Source organism: Knoellia pratensis (genome assembly GCF_042666395.1).
Classification (GTDB): Bacteria; Actinomycetota; Actinomycetes; order Actinomycetales; family Dermatophilaceae; genus Knoellia; species Knoellia pratensis.
The window spans coordinates 708,246-728,870 of record NZ_JBHTDJ010000001.1 but is presented as its reverse complement, the minus strand read 5'-3'; the positions used below and the strand labels follow the sequence as shown (position 1 = coordinate 728,870).

At 67.8% G+C, this 20,625-nt stretch carries 22 protein-coding genes; 11 read left to right on the top strand and 11 right to left on the bottom strand.

Going from position 1 to position 20,625, the window contains the following annotated elements; translation table 11 throughout:
* Positions 1-5: 5 nt before the first annotated feature.
* A complete protein-coding gene (locus ACFQRE_RS03400; RefSeq protein ID WP_380118920.1) occupies positions 6-176 on the top strand; it encodes a hypothetical protein in 171 nt (56 codons plus the stop codon).
* Between the two features lie 52 nt (positions 177-228).
* Here the strand turns inward: ACFQRE_RS03400 and ACFQRE_RS03395 are convergent, their stop codons facing one another.
* Together ACFQRE_RS03395 and trxA are read right to left on the bottom strand one after the other, a co-directional pair.
* The gene (locus tag ACFQRE_RS03395; protein WP_380118917.1) at positions 229-1,164 is read right to left on the bottom strand and encodes an SGNH/GDSL hydrolase family protein; all 936 of its coding nucleotides are present in this window, start codon (positions 1,162-1,164) and stop codon (positions 229-231) included.
* Between the two features lie 27 nt (positions 1,165-1,191).
* Positions 1,192-1,578 (bottom strand): thioredoxin, encoded by a 387-nt coding sequence (gene trxA / locus ACFQRE_RS03390; protein ID WP_380118915.1) that lies wholly within the window; start codon positions 1,576-1,578, stop codon positions 1,192-1,194.
* Positions 1,579-1,819: 241 nt separating this feature from the next.
* Between trxA and ACFQRE_RS03385 the strand changes: the two genes are divergently transcribed.
* The 3 genes from ACFQRE_RS03385 (at position 1,820) to ACFQRE_RS03375 (ending at position 4,232) form a co-directional block, all read left to right on the top strand.
* On the top strand, positions 1,820-3,190 hold the full coding sequence (locus ACFQRE_RS03385) for an aspartate aminotransferase family protein (protein ID WP_380118913.1): 1,371 nt from the start codon (positions 1,820-1,822) through the stop codon (positions 3,188-3,190).
* Between the two features lie 90 nt (positions 3,191-3,280).
* Positions 3,281-3,484, top strand: a complete 204-nt coding sequence (locus ACFQRE_RS03380) for a recombinase family protein (protein ID WP_380118911.1) — start codon at positions 3,281-3,283, stop codon at positions 3,482-3,484.
* A 544-nt stretch (positions 3,485-4,028) separates the two neighbouring features.
* Positions 4,029-4,232: a hypothetical protein gene (locus ACFQRE_RS03375; protein WP_380118908.1), complete on the top strand. Its 204-nt coding sequence runs from the start codon at positions 4,029-4,031 to the stop codon at positions 4,230-4,232.
* A gap of 621 nt (positions 4,233-4,853) precedes the next feature.
* On the opposite strand, the gene ACFQRE_RS03370 is transcribed toward ACFQRE_RS03375, so the two are convergent.
* The 3 genes from ACFQRE_RS03370 to ACFQRE_RS03360 form a co-directional block, all read right to left on the bottom strand.
* Positions 4,854-6,014: a TIR domain-containing protein gene (locus ACFQRE_RS03370; RefSeq protein ID WP_380118906.1), complete on the bottom strand. Its 1,161-nt coding sequence runs from the start codon at positions 6,012-6,014 to the stop codon at positions 4,854-4,856.
* A 150-nt stretch (positions 6,015-6,164) separates the two neighbouring features.
* Positions 6,165-7,292 carry a GTP-binding protein gene (locus tag ACFQRE_RS03365; RefSeq protein ID WP_380118904.1) on the bottom strand — a complete coding sequence of 376 codons (1,128 nt, stop codon included), beginning with the start codon at positions 7,290-7,292 and terminating at the stop codon, positions 6,165-6,167.
* Positions 7,293-7,421: 129 nt separating this feature from the next.
* Positions 7,422-9,239 carry an alpha-amylase family glycosyl hydrolase gene (locus ACFQRE_RS03360; RefSeq protein WP_380118902.1) on the bottom strand — a complete coding sequence of 606 codons (1,818 nt, stop codon included), beginning with the start codon at positions 9,237-9,239 and terminating at the stop codon, positions 7,422-7,424.
* 63 nt (positions 9,240-9,302) lie between these two features.
* On the opposite strand from ACFQRE_RS03360, the gene ACFQRE_RS03355 reads away from it, so the two are divergent.
* From ACFQRE_RS03355 to ACFQRE_RS03345, 3 genes are all read left to right on the top strand, one after another.
* Entirely contained in the window at positions 9,303-9,758 is a 456-nt protein-coding gene (locus tag ACFQRE_RS03355) for a DUF5990 family protein (RefSeq protein WP_380118900.1), read from the top strand.
* 236 nt (positions 9,759-9,994) lie between these two features.
* Positions 9,995-10,519, top strand: a complete 525-nt coding sequence (locus ACFQRE_RS03350; protein ID WP_380118898.1) for a response regulator transcription factor — start codon at positions 9,995-9,997, stop codon at positions 10,517-10,519.
* A gap of 58 nt (positions 10,520-10,577) precedes the next feature.
* Positions 10,578-11,096 (top strand): helix-turn-helix transcriptional regulator, encoded by a 519-nt coding sequence (locus ACFQRE_RS03345; RefSeq protein WP_380118896.1) that lies wholly within the window; start codon positions 10,578-10,580, stop codon positions 11,094-11,096.
* A 234-nt stretch (positions 11,097-11,330) separates the two neighbouring features.
* On the opposite strand, the gene fumC is transcribed toward ACFQRE_RS03345, so the two are convergent.
* Entirely contained in the window at positions 11,331-12,749 is a 1,419-nt protein-coding gene (gene fumC / locus ACFQRE_RS03340) for a class II fumarate hydratase (RefSeq protein WP_380118894.1), read from the bottom strand.
* 58 nt (positions 12,750-12,807) lie between these two features.
* Between fumC and ACFQRE_RS03335 the strand changes: the two genes are divergently transcribed.
* Positions 12,808-13,608, top strand: a complete 801-nt coding sequence (locus ACFQRE_RS03335) for an HAD-IIA family hydrolase (protein WP_380118892.1) — start codon at positions 12,808-12,810, stop codon at positions 13,606-13,608.
* Positions 13,605-14,693, top strand: a complete 1,089-nt coding sequence (locus ACFQRE_RS03330; RefSeq protein ID WP_380118890.1) for a GNAT family N-acetyltransferase — start codon at positions 13,605-13,607, stop codon at positions 14,691-14,693. Before ACFQRE_RS03335 ends, ACFQRE_RS03330 begins: the two co-directional genes overlap by 4 nt.
* On the opposite strand, the gene ACFQRE_RS03325 is transcribed toward ACFQRE_RS03330, so the two are convergent.
* The gene (locus ACFQRE_RS03325; RefSeq protein ID WP_380118888.1) at positions 14,680-15,348 is read right to left on the bottom strand and encodes a sirohydrochlorin chelatase; all 669 of its coding nucleotides are present in this window, start codon (positions 15,346-15,348) and stop codon (positions 14,680-14,682) included. The genes ACFQRE_RS03330 and ACFQRE_RS03325 overlap by 14 nt on opposite strands.
* A gap of 71 nt (positions 15,349-15,419) precedes the next feature.
* Here ACFQRE_RS03325 and ACFQRE_RS03320 point away from each other — a divergent pair, with 71 nt between their 5' ends.
* Together ACFQRE_RS03320 and kynA are read left to right on the top strand one after the other, a co-directional pair.
* The gene (locus ACFQRE_RS03320) at positions 15,420-16,607 is read left to right on the top strand and encodes a thiolase family protein (RefSeq protein ID WP_380118885.1); all 1,188 of its coding nucleotides are present in this window, start codon (positions 15,420-15,422) and stop codon (positions 16,605-16,607) included.
* An 89-nt stretch (positions 16,608-16,696) separates the two neighbouring features.
* Positions 16,697-17,497, top strand: a complete 801-nt coding sequence (gene kynA, locus ACFQRE_RS03315; protein WP_380120396.1) for a tryptophan 2,3-dioxygenase — start codon at positions 16,697-16,699, stop codon at positions 17,495-17,497.
* A 78-nt stretch (positions 17,498-17,575) separates the two neighbouring features.
* Here kynA and ACFQRE_RS03310 read toward each other — a convergent pair whose 3' ends face one another.
* Genes ACFQRE_RS03310 through ACFQRE_RS03295 form a run of 4 tightly spaced genes read right to left on the bottom strand, consistent with a single transcriptional unit; the run spans position 17,576 to position 20,536 of the window.
* On the bottom strand, positions 17,576-17,980 hold the full coding sequence (locus ACFQRE_RS03310) for a DUF6855 family protein (RefSeq protein WP_380118883.1): 405 nt from the start codon (positions 17,978-17,980) through the stop codon (positions 17,576-17,578).
* A 12-nt stretch (positions 17,981-17,992) separates the two neighbouring features.
* Positions 17,993-18,400 (bottom strand): MmcQ/YjbR family DNA-binding protein, encoded by a 408-nt coding sequence (locus tag ACFQRE_RS03305; protein ID WP_380118881.1) that lies wholly within the window; start codon positions 18,398-18,400, stop codon positions 17,993-17,995.
* Positions 18,397-19,095, bottom strand: a complete 699-nt coding sequence (locus tag ACFQRE_RS03300) for a DUF2461 domain-containing protein (protein ID WP_380118879.1) — start codon at positions 19,093-19,095, stop codon at positions 18,397-18,399. Before ACFQRE_RS03300 ends, ACFQRE_RS03305 begins: the two co-directional genes overlap by 4 nt.
* On the bottom strand, positions 19,064-20,536 hold the full coding sequence (locus ACFQRE_RS03295) for an LLM class flavin-dependent oxidoreductase (RefSeq protein WP_380118877.1): 1,473 nt from the start codon (positions 20,534-20,536) through the stop codon (positions 19,064-19,066). The genes ACFQRE_RS03300 and ACFQRE_RS03295 overlap by 32 nt, the downstream gene beginning before the upstream one ends.
* Positions 20,537-20,625 lie beyond the last annotated feature (89 nt).

The following is a 20,625-nucleotide window of genomic DNA, read 5'->3' as shown; positions in this document are numbered from 1 at the left end:
CCTTCATGATCCCCCGCACCCAGACCCTCAACACCGCCCACCGCATCGCCGACCGCCTCCGCAACTTCCGTCGCCAGGGCACCTCCGGCTGGTCGACCACCGTCGACATGGACTTCACCCGCGCCAACCACGAGCTCATGGTGGCCTCGCAGTTCCAGCAGCACCGCAACGTCTGACGGACCTGCATGCCGCTGTCCAGCGCTGAGCCAATGTCGGCTCGGCGCTGCTTCATTTCTGCAGCCGCGCACGCACCTCGCGGTCGAGCGCCTGCAGTTCCTCGTGCCGACCCTCACGCACCAGCACCTCCACGCGGCTCGGATCGAGCCCGTGACGTCGGGCACCGTCGAGACTCTGGGGAGACAGCAGGTCGGGCAGCCTGAAGGTCGGGGCGTCACCGCGACTCGCCGGGCCCTCGATGACGCGCACGTCGCGCTCGGGCCCGAGGTCGGCACTCGCCGCATCGAACTCCGTGGTGACCAGCCGCGCGTAGGCCGCATGGCCGTCCGCGTTGGGATGGAAGGACTGCTCGAGGGGCAGGGAGGCGCCGTTGAGCCACTCAAGGTCGTCGCAGATCGCGTGCCCGGCGAAGGGCGGGCGAGGGTCCACGAAGGCAGCGCCGGCATCGCGCGCCGCCGCGCCGATGACGTCGGCGAGCTCGTCCACGCCGTTCTTGATGCGCCCCATCTCGTGGGGGCTGAAGAAGGTCAGCGCGTTGCAGTCCTCGCCGTTGAACAACACGGGGTATGCCGTGACGGCGACTTCGGCGTTCGGCGCGCGTTTCGCGATGGTCGCCAGGAGCGCCGCGAGACGGTCCGGCAGCTGGGTCCGCAGGATCGCCAGCGCGTCATCGATGACCGGGTCCGAGTCGGACATCCAGGACGGCTTGGCGCACTCGATGAGGACGGGCACGAACCCGATGTCGTTGCCACCGACGGTCAGGGTGACGTGCGTGGTCTCCGGACCGAGAGCCTGCATCTGGTCGCGTTCGACGTTGGCGATGGTCGCGCCGATGCACCCCTGGTAGGCGAGGTGCAGCCCGAGCGTGCGAGCGACGAGGACCGGATAGCCCCCCACCGCGCGCCAGCACTCGTTGCGCTTGGCCCCACCGCCGACGCCGGCGGCATACGAGTCTCCGAGGGCGACGTACGGGGGCGGTGAGGGCACACCGTCATCCAAGCAGTGTGCGGAGGATCAGGCCTCCGGGGCGGCGGCCTGGGTCTGCTGCTCCTGAGCGACCCTGGAGCGCACCTCGTCCATGTCGAGCTCCTTGATCTTCTCGATGATTCCCTCGAGCGCCGGGCCGGGAAGGGCGCCGGGCTGGGAGAACACCAGGATCGAGTCGCGGAACGCCATGAGGGTGGGGATCGACGTGATCTGTGCGGCTGCGGCGAGCTGCTGCTCTGCCTCCGTGTCGATCTTGCCGAAGACGACATCGGGGTGCCTCTGCGACGACTCCTCGAAGACGGGGCCGAAGCGCTTGCACGGACCACACCATTCGGCCCAGAAGTCGACGAGGACGATGTCGTTGCTCGTGACGGTCTTCTCGAACGTGTCGGCGGTCAGCTCGACGGTGGCCATGCAGAACTCCTTGGGTGTCAGGGGTGGGATCCCTCGAGACAACACCGAGAGGGACGCAGATCATCCGAACGGGCACAGACGGCATACGCCGGTCTGAAGAACAGACCCCGGGACACGCCAAGGGCGCGCGTCGGTACAGGGGTTCACGACGCGCGCCCGGCTCTTCCCAGAGTAGCGACAAAATGGGGTGATTGAACAGGGTCAACCATGTGACTCGTGACGCCTTCGCCCCCACGCCCATATGCTGCCGAGGGTGACCACGACGAACCCGACCCACTCGACGAGCACGACCACCGATGCCGACCGCGCCCACGTCTTCCACTCGTGGTCCGCGCAGGCGCAGATCTCGCCCCCCGAGCTCACGAAAGCCCAGGGTTCGCACTTCTGGACGGCCGACGGCTCGAAGTACCTCGACTTCTCGAGCCAGCTCGTCAACGTCAACATCGGCTACCAGCACCCGAAGCTCGTCGCTGCCATCCAGGAGCAGGCTGGCAAGCTCCTCACGGTGGCGCCCTCATTTGCCAATGAGGCCCGCTCGGAGGCCGCCCGGCTCATCGCCGAGCTCGCTCCGGGCGACCTGGACACCGTGTTCTTCACCAATGGCGGCGCCGAGGCGACCGAGAACGCGATGCGCATGGCGCGCCTGCACACCGGCCGCCAGAAGGTCCTGACGACCTACCGCAGCTATCACGGCGCGACGGCGGGGGCGATCGCGGCGACGGGCGAGCCCCGGCGCTGGGCATCGGAGCCGTCGGTGCCGGGGATCGTGCACTTCTGGGGGCCCTATCTGTATCGCTCGGCCTTCCACGCGAGCACCGAGGCGCAGGAGTGCGAGCGCGCTCTGCAGCACCTGCGCGACACGGTCATGGTCGAGGGCGCGTCGACGATCGCCGCGATCATGCTCGAGACCGTCGTCGGGACCAACGGCGTTCTCGTCCCGCCGGATCGCTACCTCGCCGGCGTGCGTGAGATCTGCGACGACAACGGCATCGTCTTCATCGCCGATGAGGTCATGGCCGGGTTCGGGCGCTGCGGTGAGTGGTTCGCGATCGATCGATGGGGCGTCACCCCGGATCTCATCTGCTTCGCGAAGGGCGTGAACTCGGGCTACGTGCCGCTGGGCGGTGTCGTCATCTCGGCGACGATCGCGGCGACCTTTGCCGACCGCGCCTACCCGGGCGGCCTGACCTACTCGGGGCACCCACTCGCGTGCGCCTCGGCCGTCGCGTCGATCGGCATCTTCAAGGAGGAAGGCATCCTCGAGCACGTGCGCGGCGTCGAGGAGACCGTCCTGCGGCCGGGACTGGAAGCGATTGCCGAGCGGCACCCGTCCGTCGGGGACGTTCGCGGAGTCGGATTCATGTATGCCGTTGAGCTCGTCCGCTCGCGTGAGACCCGCGAGCCGTTGGTCCCGTTCAACGCCTCGGGCCCGGCCGCAGCTCCCATGGGCGCGTTCGCTGCCGAGTGCAAGAAGAACGGCCTGTGGCCCTTCATCCACTTCAACCGCACCCACGTCGCGCCGCCGTGCACGACGACGGCCGTCGAGATGCGCGAAGGACTCGAGAAGCTCGACGCGGCCCTGGCCGTCGCCGACACCTACGTCACCGGCTGACCTCTTTCGGCTTCGTGCCCCTCCCGGACACGCCAACGGGGGCCCTCGCCGCCGGAACCCGGCCCGGAATGATCCGGTTTCCGTATGCGCATGGTCAAGTCAAGCGCTCTCCTGGCCGTCATCTATGCCCGCACCTCCGTCGCTCAGGAGGCTTCAGTCTCCATCGCCCGGCAGGTCCAAGCCGCGGAGCAATACGCCGCTGCGCGCGGCTGGCAGGTGGTCGGGACGACGAGGCGCTCTTCGCCCAGTTCGGCAAGTCGCGACGCGACGGCGGGGACGGTCCACGCGGCCTGAGCTTCAAGGCGTCGCTCAGCGACTCGTCCGTTACAACGAGGGTTCGCAGCTCGGCATCAAGGCACTCCTTCGGTCGGCTCTCAGGTCACCGAGACCACGGACCTCGATCTCACCGTGCTGAAGGAACGGGCTCCGGTGTCGTTCATCGAGTCGATTCCGGTGGAGCGCGACGTCGACGAAGACTCTTCGTTCCTCCGACAGGTCACCCGCACCAACAACGCTCCGCCCGTCGCGGCGGGTGCGATCAGGCCGACGTCGGTGTCACGCTCCAGCGGATCGAGGCGCGGCTGCGCGTGATTGCCCCACCTGAGCGAGGCCATCCCCGAGTACTGGCTCTCGAACAGCGCGTCGCTGGGTCAGTTCGTCCAGGCCGAACTCGCCTCCGGCCTCCTCGAAGCGATCGCGGTGCAGGCGCTCAACGGTGACGGCACCGGGAGAACTTGTCGGGTATCACCACCGCGAATGGCATTCAACTGGTGGCGTTCACCGTGGACGCGCTGACCACCATTTGAAGGCGATCACCGCTCTGGAGAACGTCAGCCTCGTGCCGTATCTGGTGGTCATGAACCCGGCCAGCTGGGAGGCGATCGAGTTGCTCCGCGAGAACGGCGCGACCTGTGGATACCTTCTCGGGTCGCAGGGCCAGCTTCCGATCGACCGAGAAGCGACAGGTGTGGGGTGGCCGGTGGCGCTGTCCACCCCCGTCCCGACCGGCGCGGCGGCTCCGGCCTCGCCGAGGGCAGCGTGAAACTGTTCACGGACGGCGAGGTCCGCGGCAGCTGAGGCGTCCAGAACGACGACTTCGCCAAGAACGGGGTGCGTGCTCGGCTCGAGACCCGCGCGCAGATGGGTGTGCTTCTGCGCTCGGGTGTCGTCAAGGCGACCATCAGTGCCTGATTGTCCGCTCGCCGGGCGGGTGGTGCTTTGATCAGTCCTCCCACCCGCTCGGCGGCGGCGAGGACCAGCGCGAAGGGTCGGCTTCGAATCGAAGTAGGGAGCGAACCCGAGCCACCGAGTGACGTCGACGCTAGTCCGCCCCAGCTGACGCCCCGCCCCCGTTGTCCTCCTCCAGGGGTGGGGCGCCAGTGTGTGCGGAAGGAGTCAGCGGCGGAGCAAGATGCTGACCCCGAACTCCTGCCACGGGATAGACGACGCGACCACCACGATCACGAGAAGCCCGCCTCCCCAGTTCCACGGGGGGTTGGGCGTGGGCGGCCACTCCGGTAGCCTGTTGCGCGAGGGCATAGTCAGTCTCCTAAGGGTTGGATGTGTTCTTCTTGCTGGGCCGACGTTGCCGCGTCGGCCCGGCCCCATTTGGGGCCTCGACCTGCGATCTCAGGTGATCTCACAGGCCGCGTTCTTGTAGAGGTCAGCCCACCGAGATCGTGAGAATCTTCATGCTGACCAGCTCGCGGAACAACTCGATCCCCTTGTCGCTCAGCTTGTCCTTCTCAAACTCGATGTAGCCGATGCTGCTGAAGTTCGACGGCAACTCGATGCCCCTCTCCTTGAAGATCACGATCCGTTCGCCGTAGAGCACAGAGGCGGCGCCCAACTCGTGTGAGACGTTCTCGCTAGGACGCCAGATGCTGTGTCCGTCCTTGTCGAAGTACTCCTTGTCCGCCGTGAAGACCAAGATCGCGGCGCCACACTCGCGCATGGTCTCGGCGACCTTCACCGAAATCGGTCGGGCGTGGTTGGCCTCGTCGACGGCCTCCTTGTGCGGGATGCCGTACTCATTCAGGATCTTCACCAGCTGCTCCATGGGCTTCCGATTACCCCCGTGGCCGACGAAGATGGCGTTCTTGTGAACGGGTGCCGGGGGTGTCGGGGGGCCCTCGGGCGCGACGTTCTCGACGGCCCCGGTCTCCTCGTCCTCCTCGGTCCCCTCGTCGTCAAGGTCGGGGCTGGGCGCCGGGGTGCTCGCCGCGCTCGTGGGAGTGGCCGGTGAGCCGCCTCCACCGGCATTCGGCCCTGTGATGTCGATGAACTCCTTGTCCTTGATGGACTTCACGAAGCCAACGAACCTGGCGTTCTCGAGGAGCAGGTCATACACATCACTCGTGCGGTCGGCCGGCACCGACAGGACGTTGCGCAGAACGTTCTCAGCGATGTTCTTCGGCGGAAGCTGTGCACCGTCGTAGCGCGTGTAGAACTGGTTGGCGACGGTCGGCTTCAGCGCGGCCTCCCTCAGCGCATGTTTGTCGTCATCGACCTCGGTGGGAGACACCGCCCGGCTACCGAGCGGAGCCAGCGAGATGAGAGGGGCGTTGGGGCCTCCGTCCGTCAGGCCGTAGCCCACCGCAGCCCCGCACAGCACTCGGAAAGTCCCAGACGAAGGGGTCATGTCCAGAGCGGACGCCACGTCCAAGGGACGCGTCGGATGGGACGCGTAGTAGTCGCTGATGACCTGCGGGACACGACGGGCCTTCTCAAGGCTGATGGACGGGATGTCCGCCTGACTGATGCGGGACCTCTTGACGACGACCGGCCCCGAGGGGGCGGCTGCTGGCGCTGTGGGTTCGGTCATGTTCGTAACGATACAGCACATTCATGACATACGTGCGATACCACTCATACATGTGCGTAGGCCGAACGGCAGTGGAAAGAGCGACCGCGCAACTACACGCCCCTGGCTTCCGCCCGGTGGTACGTGTCCGTGCGGGGCACGAAGTCGGATTCAGGCGGCGGTGTCGATGGGGCCGAGCCAGGTCTCCAGTCCGTCGGCCCGCGCCGCCTCGACCGGGCCGGCCCGAAGCTCTTCGTCGGTGAGGAGAGCGGCATCGAACGCTCGTTGGATGCAGTGCTTGCGCTCTGCCACCTCTCGTTCTGCCTCGCCCGCACCGCCCTCGGCGATGCCGTGCACGACGATGCGCGTGATCGGCTCCTCGCCGCCCCATTCGCCGACGCTGCCGATGCTCAACGCGTCGCCGGCACCGGCCCAACCGCAGACCACCCCTGGCCTGCTGGCCAGATGGAAGCAGCCGCGACTGCGGTGACCGCCCAGTGCGAGGGCAGCAATCTCGGCCTGGAACCGGCCGGGGTGGAGCGGCCGGGACGAGACGAGGTCCAGCGTCCACACTCCGGGCGCTCGTGACGGTGGCATCGCGCCTCGCCGCACCTCGTCGACCCAGGCCTCCGAGGCGGCGTGGTCGTGTATGCCGTGGAGCAGGTCGCGAGCGTGCAGCCCGGGCCAATCCGTGAGGACGAGCGCACCCGGGCGGGAGAGCGCGTCGACAAGACCGAGGTCGACACCGTCGGGACCAGTGCCGTCCGAGTCCCCGAAGACGGCGACGATGTCGGCGTACTCGATGAGGGAAGCAGTGACCTCCGCCAGGCCGCGCCGGTCCTCGCTCGACGTCGTCAGGCCGCGTTCCACGAGAAGGTCGCCGCCGACGAGGTCTTCCCTCACCGTCTCCCCTTCGAGCCCCACGACGACTCCGGCGACCCGGAACCCGCGCGAGCGACCATGGTCGGGCTCGATCACCCGGCATACCTGCGTCGGATCGGCCGCGAGCGGAAGGTGAGTCACGACGGCCTCCCAGCGGTCGAGGGCGGCGAGTCGCTCGAGGGTCGGCACGACGTCCTCCCGGATGGCGCAGGAGACGCAGAGGTGTTCGAGGTAGATGACCTCGCGCTCGAGGATTCCGGTGAGATCGGCGATGGTGCGAGTGAGGGTGCGTCGCTCCACATCGATGTCGTGGCGAAGGAGGACGGCGCCGGGCAGGTCGCACGGCAGGCCCATGGCGGCAGCCGACATGGGGGCCTCGGCGAGACCGGCGACAAGGAAGACGGGGAGATGAGTCATGCCCTAGATGATAACCATTCTCATCTTGGCTGACCCACCTCCCCCGCCTTCGTGCCCCATACGGACGTGATCCGTCGGCCGAAGGCGCACGGATCGTGTCCGTATGGGGCACGAAGACGGTAGTGAGCCTCAGGACTCCCGGGTGAGGACGACCGCGCTGTAGGGGCCGAGGGTGAGGACCGCGCTCTGTCCGCAACCATCCATGGCTGGGCCGCTCGCCTCGACGTCAAACGCGTCGGTGCCGCCGAAGTCCGGCGCATAGACCGACGAGTCGGAGTTGAAGCGCACCTTCCAGAGTCCGGGCGCAGGGAGACCGACGGGCAGCTCGCCCTGCACCTGGGTCGAGTAGTTGAGGACGACGACCGTGTCGTCGTGAACTCCGCCCTCGGCCCATCGGTGGAACGCCAGGATCTTGGCCGAGTTGTCGATCCGGAGCGGGTTGATGCCGACCCCGCGAAGCCCTCGACTGACGCCGTCAGCGTTGCGGCGCAACCGGATCAGGTCACGGTGCAGTGCCATGAGGCCGGAGTTCGACTCGGACTTGCCCCAGTCGAGCTGCACCGAGTCGTCGAACCAGCGGTCCTCGAGGAACTCCTGGCCCTGGAAGAGCATCGGCAGACCCGGGGCGCACATCACGGTGACGAAGCCGAGGGCTGCCCTCTTCTTCGCGGCCCAGGAGTTTGCATCACCCGGGGCCACGGCCTCGGGCAGGCGCGTCTTGCCGTTGGCGACCTCGTCGTGCGACTCCGTGTAGATGACCCGGGTCCCGGCCGGCCCGCGTCCTTCGCCGAGGACGGCGCTGGCCACGACCTCGACGTCGCGGTTCTCGTCACTGAGTTCCGTGAGGGCCTTGCGGACGGGGTGGACGAAGCCGGCGTCCCACTGGGCGTGGAAGCCCAGGCCACCCTGCTCGGTCATCGTCGTCACCGCCGGGTCGTTCTGGAGGTCCTCGGCGATGAGGAGCTTCCATGGCTGCTTCGCCTTGATCTCGGAGGTGAGCCACGAGAGGTACTCGGCACCGTCGGGGATGGCCGCACCGCCGTCCCACGTTCCTCCGGTGGCGGACCGGATGTAGTTGGTGGCGTCGAATCGCAGCCCGTCACAACGGAACTCCTCGAGCCAGAGCATCGCGCTGTCACGCAGATAGGAGCGCACCTCTGGACGCCCGTAGTCGGGGCGGGTGGCTCCCCACGGCGTCGCCGCGCGCCAGTCGTTGTAGAAGTAGATGCCCCCACCATTGCCCTCGGACCAGCCGTCGAACCGCCACAGGTCGAGGTCCGACGGACCGATGTGGTTGTGGACGACGTCGACGATCACGGCCATGCCGTGCTCGTGAGCTGCCTTGATGAACCGCTTGAACGCGTCCGGCCCGCCATACGTTGACTCGACGGCAAACAGGTGGCTCGGGTTGTAGCCCCATGAGATGTCGCCCGCGTACTCGAACGGCGGCATCACCTGGATCACGGAGACGCCGAGGTCGCGCAGGTGGTCGAGCTCGGCGATCGCCGACTCGAAGCTCCCCCGTGAACCCGAGTCGCGCCCGAAGGTGCCCACGTGCATCTCGTAGATGACCACGTCGTCCCAGGACGGCATACGGAATCCGTTGTCACCCCAATCGAACGAATTCGGGTCGTAGACAACGCAGTTGCCCACGGAGTTCGTCATCTGGCGCGCGTAGGGGTCCGCCCGCCACACGACCTCGGAACCCGTGTCGACCTGGAACTGGTATTGCTGCCCGGCCCGCGCCCCGGGGACGTGCACGGACCAGGTGCCGGAGGTGCCGTCACCATCGTGCTCGAACTGCGGGTTGTTGCCGCTGTCCCACCCGTTGAAGTCGCCGATGACCCAGACGTGCTGGGCATGGGGTGCCCAGACCCGAAACGTCACACCATCGTCGACCGGGGTGGCGCCCATGCCGCCGTGAGGTGAAGGTGCGGTGAAGTTCATGGCGCTCAACCTAGTCCGGCGTTTGTTGCGGTGGATCGACGCGAGTCTTGCGAGGATGAGGAGATGGACGTGCGCATCGTCGGAGTCTCGCTGCCTGCAACGGTTTTCGACGGGCAGGACGTCTTTGTGGGTATGCAGCGTGGTCGCGACGTCGTGTCACCGCGTCCCGTCGAGGGGACGACTATGACCTTCGACGCGGAGCTGGACGTCGTCGTGACCCCGGCTGGCGTGGACTACCGCGGGCCGTGGGTGCAGGGCAGGCGCGGCGAGCGCTTCCTCTATCTGTGTTGGGGGCACGACTCGACCCACGGTTTCGAGGGCTTCCGGCGCGCCAAGCTCATGCTCGGCGTCCTCGACCCGGCCGAGATGGCCTCGGCACCCGACGGAGCAGTTCTCGAGGGTCGGCTGCCCCTGGTCGACGCGCGTGGTGGCCCGGTGTGCGCGGCCGTTCGCCCGCCCGTGATCCGGTGGACGCTGCGTCGCACGGACGGCGTTTCTGGACATGGACAGGACACCTGACCGGACATTCGCAGATACTTGAGCAGACAACGACAACTCAGGGGGGTGCCGCAGAAATGTCCGAGGCCCATCAGCTGGCTCGGGACTTCATGGGTCGCATGAACGAGGTCGCACACCCCGGCCTGCAGCCACCCCCAGGGCTCAGCACGTTCGGTGTGGGTCAGGCCGAGGTGATGGAGCGTCTGGCCACGCTTGAGCCACGGGCCCGCAAAAGCGTTTGGAACACCGTCCCAACAGTGATCTTCGACCCGGAGGACGTGTCGTACAGCCTGGACGCCCGGTCACGAGACCGGGGCATCGACGTGCAGACGATCACCCTGCCGCGAACGTTGCGTTTCAACCCACTCCTCACGTCCCTGAACACGAACGTGCGGATCGGACCTGTGCTCTTCAAATGCATCGTCGTGGATGGACGGATGGCCGTTGTCGCCGGTCCTGACACGGTCGACGGCTACACCACGGCCTGGCTGGCCAGCAGCGGCGAGTTCCTCGAGCGCGCTCTGGCCGTGTGGCACGCCACCTTTGCCGAATCGCGTCCTGCGCTGCCCGAGGGAGCCGAGCCGCCGCTCAGCCCCCGCCAACTCGACGTGGCCCGCGCCGTGTGCCTGGGGAAGACGGACGCCGCCATCGCCCGACAGATCGGGACGTCCGAGCGGACGATCGCACGACATGTCGCCGCCATCCTTGAGATCACCGAGGCGAACTCTCGGGCCGAGGCCGTGCTCAACATGCTGGGGCGCGGGCGACAGAGCCGCACCTGAGGGAAGGAGGGGACACGGGTCGGAAGCGCAAGGACTGGCGCTCACCCTCATGGGCCAAATGAACGAGGTCGCGCATCCGGGCCGGGACCTCCCATCCGGGTTGGCGCTACTCGGCATCGGCCGGGCAGCCGTCGCACCCGCCAAGGTGGAGCTGGAGCGGCGAACCCGACGCTCGGTATGGAGCCTGCAGCCCCAGCCACGGTTCGACCCGGAGGACGAGACCTACGAGCTGGATGCGCGCTCGCGGGCTCGTGGAGTCGACCTACGGACGATCACACCACCCAAGGCGCTCCGCTTCAATCCGCTCCTGCAGAATGCCCTTGACCTCTGGCACAGCACGTGGCGCGAGTCGACACCCGTCTTGACCGACGGCGCCCTACCCACGCTCATCGCCCGACAACTCGACGTGGCCCGGGCGGTGTGCCTGGGCAGGACTGACGCGACCATTGCCCGGCAGCTCGGCATCTCGGAGCGCACCGTGGCCCGCGACGTCGCCACCATCCTGCAGATTACCCAAGCCCGCTCACGGGGCGAGGCGATCCTCAACATGCTCGGTCGTGGTCGGCACAGCACATGACTGTGCTGGAGGCCGCCGCGGCCGGGAGGGAAGCGCCTTCCCGACTCCTCGCGACGCCAGGGCACTCCCCTCCGACCTCCACTGCCGGTGGCCGGACTGCGGGGCGTTCACGGACCCCCCTGCTGGCCCGTGACGATCCGAGGATGACGTGTCGAGACGCCGACCGTCGAGCCCATGGCGAGAACTCGCCGCGGGCTTGACGAGAGGCTGGTGTCCTTGGTAGGGCGTCACCGGTCAGGGGTGGGTCATGTCCTCGGGAACGACCCACTCGTCGAACTGCTCGCCGGTGACATCACCCGACGCCAGTGCCGCATCGCGCAAGGAGAGCCCCTCACGGTGCGCGTGCTTCGCGATCGCGGCGGCCTTGTCATAACCGATGTGACGGTTGAGCGCGGTGACGAGCATGAGGTTGCTGGCGAGGTTGGCCTCGATCCGCTCGGTGTTGGGCTCGATTCCGCGGGCGCAGTGGGCAGTGAACGACCGGCACCCGTCCGCGAGCAGGCGGATCGACTCGAGCACCGCGTGGGCCATGACCGGCTTGTAGACGTTGAGCTGGAAGTTGCCCTGTGACCCGGCAAAGGCGACCGTCGCGTCATTGCCGAAAACCCGGGTCGCCACCATCGTCAGTGCTTCGGCCTGGGTGGGGTTCACCTTGCCCGGCATGATCGACGACCCGGGCTCGTTCTCGGGAATCCGCAACTCCCCCAGACCATTTCGCGGTCCAGAGGCATACCAGCGGACGTCGTTGGCGACCTTCATGAGGACGCCGCCGAGCGTGCGGAGGCCAGCGCTGACACCGACGAGGGCATCGTGCGCCGAGAGGGCCGCAAACAGGTCGGGAGCCTGGCGGAAGGCCTGGCCCGTCTCTGCCGCGATCTTCTCCGCCGCCAGTGCGCCGAACCGCGGGTGCGCGTTGAGCCCCGTCCCGACCGCAGTGCCACCGATGGCCAGAGCGCGAGCCGACTCCACGGCATACCCCAGGGCTTTCACGGCTTCGTCGATCTGCGCGACCCAGCCGCCGAAGACCTGCCCGAGGGTCACCGGGGTGGCGTCCTGGAGGTGCGTGCGACCGACCATGACGACGTCCTTGTATGCCGTGGCCTTGCCGTCGAGGACGTCGCGCAGCTCCGCGACCGCCGGCTCCAGGCGTTCGACGACCTCGAGGACCACGGCGATGTGCATGGCCGTCGGGAAGGTGTCGTTGCTCGACTGACCGCGGTTGACGTGGTCGTTGGGGTGGACGGGCGTCTTGGAGCCGCGCACCCCGTCGGCGAGCTCGATGGCGCGGTTCGACACGACCTCGTTGGCGTTCATGTTGGACTGCGTGCCGGACCCGGTCTGGAAGACGACGAGGGGGAACTGCGCGTCGAGGGACCCAGAGATGACGTCGTCCGCGGCCCGCACGACGAGGTCGGCGACGTCGGCGGGCAGCTCACCCAGCTCACCATTCGCCTGTGCCGCAGCCTTCTTGAGGATGCCCAGCGCCCGGATCATCGGACGGCCCCACACGAACGTGTCGCGCCCGATGTCGAAGTTCTCGATGCTGCGTTGCGTCTGCGCACCCCAGTAGGCGTCAACGGGGACGTCGATCGAGCCCATCGTGTCGGACTCGCTGCGGTGTGCCGGGTCTCGGTTGTCGTCTGGTTGTGCCATGCCTCCACCGTAGGCGCGACAATGACCACATGACAGAGCGATGGATTGAGACCGCAGGATGACTCACCCGCAAGCGATCGAGACCTGGCTCACCGACATGGATGGCGTCCTCGTGCACGAGGAGCACGCGATCCCCGGAGCCGCAGACTTCATCGAGGCTCTCAAGGCCGCGGGCCTGCCCTTCCTCGTCCTCACGAACAACTCGATCTACACGGCGCGAGACCTGCGTGCCCGGCTGCTCGCCAGTGGCATCGACGTGCCCGAGGAGTCCATCTGGACCTCGGCCATGGCGACGGCGCAGTTCCTCGCCGACCAGCGACCCGGCGGCACGGCATACGTCGTCGGCGAAGCCGGTCTCACCACCGCACTGCACGACGTCGGCTACATCCTCACGAGCCGCAAGCCGGACTACGTGGTCCTCGGCGAGACGCGCACCTACTCGTTCGAGCAGATCACCCAGGCCATCAGGCTCATCGAGAAGGGCGCCCGCTTCATCGCGACGAACCCCGACGTGAGCGGGCCGTCGCCCGAGGGGATCCTGCCCGCCACCGGATCCGTCGCCGCGCTCATCTCGACCGCGACCGGGCGCCAGCCCTACTACGTCGGCAAGCCCAACCCGCTCATGATGCGCAGCGCCCTCAACCGGCTCGACGCCCATTCCGAGACCACCGTGATGATCGGCGACCGCATGGACACCGACATGGTCTCCGGGCTCGAAGCCGGACTTCGGACGGTGCTCGTGCTCACCGGGTCGACGCGTCCGGACCAGGTCGAGCTGTTTCCGTATCGACCCACCGCTGTGATGGACTCGATCGCCGACCTTGTCCCGATCGTCCAGTCCGGAGGACCCATCGCATGACGTCGTCGACGCCAGATCCGTTGTCCGAGACCGAGATTCCGCCAGCACAATCAGGCCTGCCAGACCTGACGGGTATGCCGTCCGGCTGGGTTGTGCGTGTCCCCTCGCGTGAGGACGTGGACGCCCTCGTGGCCCTGTCGCAGGCGCACCAGCAGATGGCCAAGGGCTCGGGTTCGGTCGACACCGACGTGATCGAGAGCAACGTTGCTGGCAAGGGGTCCTGGACCCGACACCAGGCGTTGGTGACAGACGCTGACGGGTCGGTGCTCGGTTGGGCGACGACCCATGACCGCGCCGGTGGCCGCACCCTCGTCGAGGTGACGGTGGCCGTCGACGGCATCGACGAGGCCGACGCCGACGCGCTCGCGTCCGCGCTGTTCACGTGGGCTGAGGAAGCGGGCCGGGTCATCGCGACCGGACGTGTGTTGCCCGGCACCCAGCTCGACTCCGGCGCCTACGCCGACGACCAGCGCCAGCGCCGATGGCTGACGGCAGCGGGCTACCGCCAGACCCGCACGTGGCTGCAGATGTCACGCCCCGTGACGCCGGAGGAAGCCGAGGAGGGTGGGCTCCCCGCCGTCCGTGAAGGTGTGACGATCCGCCGGGTGGCCAAGCACGACACCGGGCTTCCGGTCGCCGCCGACCTCCAGACCGTGCACCGCATGCTCGAGGAGTCGTTCGCGGACCACTTCAACAGCTATCGCGAGTCCTTCCCCGAGTTCCTGTCGCGGCTGCGCGAGGACCCGGGACATCGGTGGGACCACTGGTGGATCGCGGAGATCGACGACGACGGTGAGATGGTGCCCGGCGGTGCGCTCGTCGCAACCGTCGTCCCGCCGGATGCCTCAGGCGCCTACGGCACCTATGTCGACTACATCGGCGTCCACCGACTCGCGCGCGGTCGCGGCGTCGCAAAGGCGTTGCTGCACACGGTGATTCGTGATGCGGCCGAGCGCGGCAACAACCGCGTCGGACTCGAGGTCGACGACGACTCCCCCACTGGAGCGGATGGCCTCTACGTCTCGCTCGGATGGGAAACGGCCTACAGGACCGAGTCCTGGCATCGAGACATCACCAACGACTGAGGACGACCGCGAGGACGGCGTCGTCATCACCGAGCGGCGGGGTCACGACGTCGGCGCCGGCGTCGGACAGCCGGTCGTGGAAGAAGCCCTCTGCCAACAGGTAGGACGCCACGGCGACCGTTGAGGCCCCAGCAGTTCGAGCAGCAGCGACGGCGTCCGGCACCGAGGGCTGGGTGCCCGCGGCATACGCGACCGTCACGGGCCCGCCCCACTCATGGGCGAGCTGGTCGGCCGCCGTCTCGACGTCCTCGGCGGCCACGGCGCGACTCGACCCCGCCGCCGCCAGGACCACATGTGTTCCGGGCGCCACGTTGCTCGCGCGCAGGCGCTGGGCCATGAGGGCTGCGAGCAACGGGTCTGGGCCGAGTGGAGCCACGGCCCGCGACCCGTGGTGCGCAGCGACGGCGTTGGCAATGTCGACATCGACGTGGAACCCACGGCTGAGCAGCAGGGGCACGACCACCATGGACGAGTGCCGGGTCCCGACGTCATCGAGCACATCTCCGACCAGCGGTTCCTGCACGTCGACGTAGGCGAGCGCCACCTCCTGGGTCGGCAAGGCCTCAGCGACTCGACGGGCGAGCCGGCGCACCGTCTCGGCGCCGCGAGAGTCCCGGGTGCCGTGGGCGACGAGGACGACTGCGGTGTGCTCCATGCGCAGCAGTCCAGCACAACTCACACCCCGGCGCCCTGTCCCGTGCTCGAAGGGGTTCCTACGATGGCGGGATGAGCTCAGAGACCGCAGAGAAGATCGTCCTGCTCGACGGCGCCCGCACCCCGATCGGCAGCTTCGGCGGGATGTTCAAGGACGTCCCCGCCCACGAGCTCGGCGCGACGGCAGCTCGCGAGGCCCTGGTCCGCTCCGGCGTCGCGCCCGAGGACATCGACGAGGTCGTCATGGGCTGCATCGGCCAGGTCGGGCCGGACGCCTACAACGCCCGCCGAGTGGCACTGGCAGCCGGACTCCCGACGTCGGCACCGGCATACACGGTCAATCGTCTGTGTGGCTCGGGCCTGCAGGCGATCTGGTCGGCGGCGATGCAGATGCGTTGGGGCGGAGTCGATTTCGCCCTCGCCGGTGGCGACGAGTCGATGTCGCGCATGCCGTTCTATGACTTCGGTGCCCGTGCGGGGTATCGACTCGGGAACCGTGAGCTCGTCGACGGCACGATGATGATGCTCACCGATCCGTTCCACGACATCGGCATGGGCATCACCGCGGAGAACGTCGCCAAACGCTATGACGTGAGCCGCGAGCAGCAGGACGAGTTCGCGTTCCGCAGCCAGCAGTCGGCCGCGAGTGAGGCCGGCCGCGCGGCGTTCTCGCAGGAGATCACACCTGTTGAGGTCGGTGGGCGCAAGCCGTTCACGGCCACCGAGGACGAGCACCCCAAGCCCGAGACGACGCTCGAGATCCTCGCGGGCCTGCGCCCGGCCTTCGACAAGAACGGCACCGTCACGGCCGGCAACGCGTCGGGTATCAACGACGGCGCGGCCGCGGTCGTCCTGGCACGCGCATCCGTCGCCGCCGAGCGTGGGCTCACGGGTCTCGTCACGCTCGAAGCCGTCACCACGGGAGCGATGGAGCCCGAGCTCATGGGCTACGCCCCGGTCATCGCGCTCGAGAAGCTCTTTGCCCAGACGGGTCTGAGCCCCGACGACATCGACACCTTCGAGGTCAACGAGGCCTTCGCGTCACAGGCCGTGGCCGTCGTGCGAGACGCCAGGCTCAATCCCGACAAGGTCAACCCCTACGGCGGCGCCATCGCCCTCGGCCACCCGGTGGGCGCCACCGGAGCGATCCTGTCGCTACGTGTGGCCAAGGACCTGCACCGTCGTGACCTCGAGACCGGCGTCGTGACGATGTGCATCGGGGGCGGCCAGGCCCTCGCCGCCCTCTTCCGCCGCATCTGAGTGCCCGTACTGTGGTTGGCGTGAGCGAGACATCTGCAGGCAACACCAGGCCGATCGAAGCGGGGATCCACACCGACTTCGCCAAGGAGATGAGCTACGGCTCCTACCTCTCGCTCGACGAGCTCCTCAGTGCCCAGCACCCGGCGAGCAATCCCGAGCACCATGACGAGCTGCTCTTCATCATCCAGCACCAGACGTCGGAGCTGTGGCTCAAGCTCGTTCTGCACGAACTCCGTTCTGCCGCAGACCTGCTCGCACACGATGAGATGCGCATGGCCCTCAAGCGCATCGCCCGCGTCAAGCACATCCAGCGCACTCTCACCGATCAGTGGTCCGTCCTCGCCACGCTCACGCCGACCGAGTACAGCCAGTTCCGCGGGTTCCTGGGCCATGCGTCGGGCTTCCAGTCCTGGCAGTACCGCGCCGTCGAGTTCATGCTCGGCAACAAGCACCGCGGGATGCTCAAGGTCCACGAGGCCGACCCCGCTGCCCACGCGCTCCTCGAAGAACTCCTCGAGGCGCCGAGCGTCTACGACGAGTTCCTCCGCTACTTGGCGCGACGTGGGTATGCCGTGCCGCAGGAGATCCTGAACCGGGACGTCAGCATTGCTCACGTCCCGAACGCCGAACTCGTGCAGGTGCTCACCGGCATCTATGAGGACGCAGAGAACCACTGGGACATCTACGAGGCGTGCGAGGAGCTCGTCGACCTCGAGGACAACTTCCAGCTGTGGCGCTTCCGGCATCTCAAGACGGTGCAACGTGTCATCGGGATGAAGACGGGCACCGGCGGCTCCAGCGGGGTCGGCTTCCTGCAACGTGCCCTCGAACTCACCTTCTTCCCCGAGCTCTTCTCCGTCCGCACCTCCATCGGCGCGCCCCCCTCGTGAGCAACTTCGTGCCCCGCACGGACAGTCGGAGCTTGCGACGACCGTCCGTGCGGGGCACGAAGACGGTCACCGGAAGCGTCAGAGGGCGCGGGCGCGGTTGTTGCGGGCGTTGTGCTCGAGCTCGATGAGTCCGAGCTCCTCGAGCAGCGGCGGGAGGTACATCCCGAAGCGACCCCGGTAGCCCTTGCGCAGGCCGTACCAGCCGCCCACCGGGTTGCCCTCCGAGCGACCCCACGCCTCGACCGTCCCGTCCTTGGCGTCCTTCGTCTCGTCAGCAGCGCCGAGGTCGACCCAGTCGCCGCGCTCCTTGAGCATCGCGACCAGATCGTCAACGGCACTGAGGTGGTACTTGAGGGTCGTCGACCCGACCTGGCACACGAGCGCGGGCGGGTCACCTGCCTCGTCGCGATACATCGTGTAGGTCGACGTCCCGGGTGCCGTCGTCAGCTCCCAGGGGGACTCCTTGGTTCCGTCACCGCTCATCTTCGCAGTGTGTCAGTCGCCGAGGTGCTCGCGGACGAGCTTCTTCGGAGCCCGCGTCGCCCAGGCATCGGTGATGACCTCGACGAGCTCGTCGCGGTCGATCTCGCCGAGCCGCGAGAGCCTCACGAGCACCCCGTTGTGGTTGCGGAAGTGGTCAATGTCGAAGAACGGGTTGTCCGCCTCGATGAGGGCCTGCTTGGCACCCATGTCAGGAGTGATGACGACGAGGAGGTCGTCCCACATCTCACCGGTCACGGGATCGACAGCGGTCTTGTGCGGCATCCGATGGATGAGGAAGCCCTTGCCCCGCACCTTCCACGTCGGCCGGTCACCCCACGAGATGCCGAGCTCGGTCTCGGGCAGAGAGGCGGCGATCTCGTCGACGTCACTGGCTCTCGCCGGGCGTGCCTTCGGACTCATCCGAACCGTCCCGGCTTCTCGCTCGCCCCGACGTATTGCTCGCACCACTCGATCAGCGGGCGCATGGCGACCCAGTCCTCGCGCACCCGCTCGACGACTTCATCGGACTCGAGCCAGTCCGGAGTGCCGTGGTCACGTGCCGCTGTGAGCGTCCGGTGCCGCAGCAGCTCCAATCGCGGATGATCTGCGGGTATGCCGCGTGGCCGCGTCGCGAGCAGGTCACCTCCCATGTCAAAACCGTTGTCCAACAACGTGTCCACGAGGTCCACCAACCTCTGGCCGGCCACGTCGTTGTCCACGCTCGCGCGGTAGCGGGCGATCTGGTCGGGCTCTGAGGCATAGAAGCCACCCGCAGTGCGCAACCCGTCGGCACCGACCTGGACGTACCAGCCCATGGCTGACACGGTCGGCACGAAGACGCCCTGGTGCGTCTTGTAGGGCGACTTGTCCTTGCTGAAGCGCACGTCGCGGTTGGGCCGGAAGAGCTTGGGTTCGCCGAACTCCTCGGTGAGCACGTCACCGAGGTGAGCCAAGGGCTCACGCACGCTCGCGGCATACCGGCCCTTGTTGGCGGCCCACCACTCACGCGAGTTCGACTCCTCCAGTTCGCGATAGAACTCGACCGCGTCGAGCGGGATCCCGGGGACGTCGGCCGAAGCCGCGTCAGCCGAAGCCGTGGATGGCGAGCGGGTCATGGAGGGCCTCCTCTTCGTAGGACAGGTGGGCGAGCAGCGACTCGGCGAGCTGGTCGACGGCGTCCGAGAGTGCGTCGAGGGCTCGCTGGCCGTCGGAACCGTAGCCGGGATCCCCCACGAGGGCGACCAGCGCCCGGTCGAGCGCGTCGAGCAGGCCGGCGATGACTTCGTGGTCATCCTCCAGCTTGCTGACCACCGGCTCCAGCGAGGGATCGGCCCGCAGGAGGTGGGGGAACATGCCGCGGTCCTCGTTGGTGTGGTGCCCGGTGACGATCCGGCAGTAGGACTCGCAGTAGGCACCCAGCGTCCAGTTGTTCTGGCGGATCGTCATCGTGTTGATGACCGAACGTGCCTGACCAACGCTCGTCTGACCCTCACGGACCTGCCGGACGATGTCGCGCACCTGGTCCAGCTCGGAGCGCAGGTAGTCATGGACCTCCACGAGGTGCGCGGGGATGGCGAGTTGCGCCGCGGTGAACTGCGAACTATCCACTGCGGCAACAGTTTCGATGGTCTCGGTGGGACCCGAGTCGTCAACGACCGAACGCTTCTCTGACGTCCCGCCCTCGCGCTCGGCCGCGACGAGCTCGCGGGTCAGCGGCACGACCTCGGCAGCGAAGCGTGCGACGAAGTCAGGGTCGTTGGCGCCCACGATGAAGGCGCTCATCCCGACGCCCACGGCGAGGTCGGTGAGCTGCTCAGCCCAGTCGTTGACCGTGCCCGCGAAGAGCCCGGACCCGGTGCCGAACGTGCCAAAGATGTTGTAGATCCGGCGGATGTCCTGGGGAACCCGACCCGCGGCGACTGCCGCCTCATCGAGGCGGGCGTTGAGGTCCGGGAGCGCCGGCGGATCGGCGTATCCCATCGACGGGACCCAGCCGTTCGCGAGCTGGCCGGTGATCCGGATCATCCGCGGCTTGTAGGCACCGAGCCAGATGGGGATGTCGTGGGCCGGTGCGGGCCCGGGCCGAAGACCGCGAGCTGAATAGTGCTCGCCCTCGAAGCGTCCGGGCTCCCCCGCCCAGAACGACCGGATGACCGTGATCGCCTCGACGAGGGCGTCGACCGACTCCCTCGGCGACTTGCGGCCACCACCGGCGGCCTCGATCCCGTCCCAGAACGCACCGGCACCCAACCCCAGCTCGACCCGTCCGCCCGTGAGGACGTCGAGGCTCGCTGCCGCCTTCGCCAGCACGACCGGCGGACGCAGGGGCAGGTTGGCGACGTTGGTGGACAGGCGGATCTGGCTCGTCCTCGCACCGATCGCCGAGAGCAGGGTCCACGTGTCGAGATGGGCTGCCTGGTAGGGGTGGTCCTGGATGCTCACATGGTCGAGACCGACGACGTCGGCGAGCTGGGCCAGCTCGAGAACCTCGTGGTGACGGGTCGCGTCGGGGCTCGGGAAGATGCCGAACTCCAGGTCGAGGCCATAGTCGGGCATGGCCCCATTATCGCTGGGGCCCGGACAGCCCGAGGATCTCGCCGCGACACGAAGCTGGCATGGGGCATGGTGGAACTTCCATCCCCGAC

What these genes read in the sequence shown, in the direction of transcription:
- trxA (WP_380118915.1), bottom strand. Translation starts at nt 1,578, where the DNA reads ATGGCCACCGTCGAGCTGACCGCCGACACGTTCGAGAAGACCGTCACG.
- ACFQRE_RS03355 (WP_380118900.1), top strand. Translation starts at nt 9,303, where the DNA reads ATGGACGTGCGCATCGTCGGAGTCTCGCTGCCTGCAACGGTTTTCGAC.
- ACFQRE_RS03300 (WP_380118879.1), bottom strand. Translation starts at nt 19,095, where the DNA reads ATGACCCGCTCGCCATCCACGGCTTCGGCTGACGCGGCTTCGGCCGAC.
- ACFQRE_RS03345 (WP_380118896.1), top strand. Translation starts at nt 10,578, where the DNA reads ATGAACGAGGTCGCGCATCCGGGCCGGGACCTCCCATCCGGGTTGGCG.
- ACFQRE_RS03385 (WP_380118913.1), top strand. Translation starts at nt 1,820, where the DNA reads ATGCTGCCGAGGGTGACCACGACGAACCCGACCCACTCGACGAGCACG.
- ACFQRE_RS03380 (WP_380118911.1), top strand. Translation starts at nt 3,281, where the DNA reads ATGGTCAAGTCAAGCGCTCTCCTGGCCGTCATCTATGCCCGCACCTCC.
- ACFQRE_RS03400 (WP_380118920.1), top strand. Translation starts at nt 6, where the DNA reads ATGATCCCCCGCACCCAGACCCTCAACACCGCCCACCGCATCGCCGAC.
- ACFQRE_RS03335 (WP_380118892.1), top strand. Translation starts at nt 12,808, where the DNA reads ATGACTCACCCGCAAGCGATCGAGACCTGGCTCACCGACATGGATGGC.
- kynA (WP_380120396.1), top strand. Translation starts at nt 16,697, where the DNA reads ATGAGCTACGGCTCCTACCTCTCGCTCGACGAGCTCCTCAGTGCCCAG.
- ACFQRE_RS03305 (WP_380118881.1), bottom strand. Translation starts at nt 18,400, where the DNA reads ATGAGTCCGAAGGCACGCCCGGCGAGAGCCAGTGACGTCGACGAGATC.
- ACFQRE_RS03370 (WP_380118906.1), bottom strand. Translation starts at nt 6,014, where the DNA reads ATGACCGAACCCACAGCGCCAGCAGCCGCCCCCTCGGGGCCGGTCGTC.
- ACFQRE_RS03325 (WP_380118888.1), bottom strand. Translation starts at nt 15,348, where the DNA reads ATGGAGCACACCGCAGTCGTCCTCGTCGCCCACGGCACCCGGGACTCT.
- ACFQRE_RS03365 (WP_380118904.1), bottom strand. Translation starts at nt 7,292, where the DNA reads ATGACTCATCTCCCCGTCTTCCTTGTCGCCGGTCTCGCCGAGGCCCCC.
- ACFQRE_RS03310 (WP_380118883.1), bottom strand. Translation starts at nt 17,980, where the DNA reads ATGAGCGGTGACGGAACCAAGGAGTCCCCCTGGGAGCTGACGACGGCA.
- ACFQRE_RS03320 (WP_380118885.1), top strand. Translation starts at nt 15,420, where the DNA reads ATGAGCTCAGAGACCGCAGAGAAGATCGTCCTGCTCGACGGCGCCCGC.
- ACFQRE_RS03330 (WP_380118890.1), top strand. Translation starts at nt 13,605, where the DNA reads ATGACGTCGTCGACGCCAGATCCGTTGTCCGAGACCGAGATTCCGCCA.
- ACFQRE_RS03360 (WP_380118902.1), bottom strand. Translation starts at nt 9,239, where the DNA reads ATGAACTTCACCGCACCTTCACCTCACGGCGGCATGGGCGCCACCCCG.
- fumC (WP_380118894.1), bottom strand. Translation starts at nt 12,749, where the DNA reads ATGGCACAACCAGACGACAACCGAGACCCGGCACACCGCAGCGAGTCC.
- ACFQRE_RS03295 (WP_380118877.1), bottom strand. Translation starts at nt 20,536, where the DNA reads ATGCCCGACTATGGCCTCGACCTGGAGTTCGGCATCTTCCCGAGCCCC.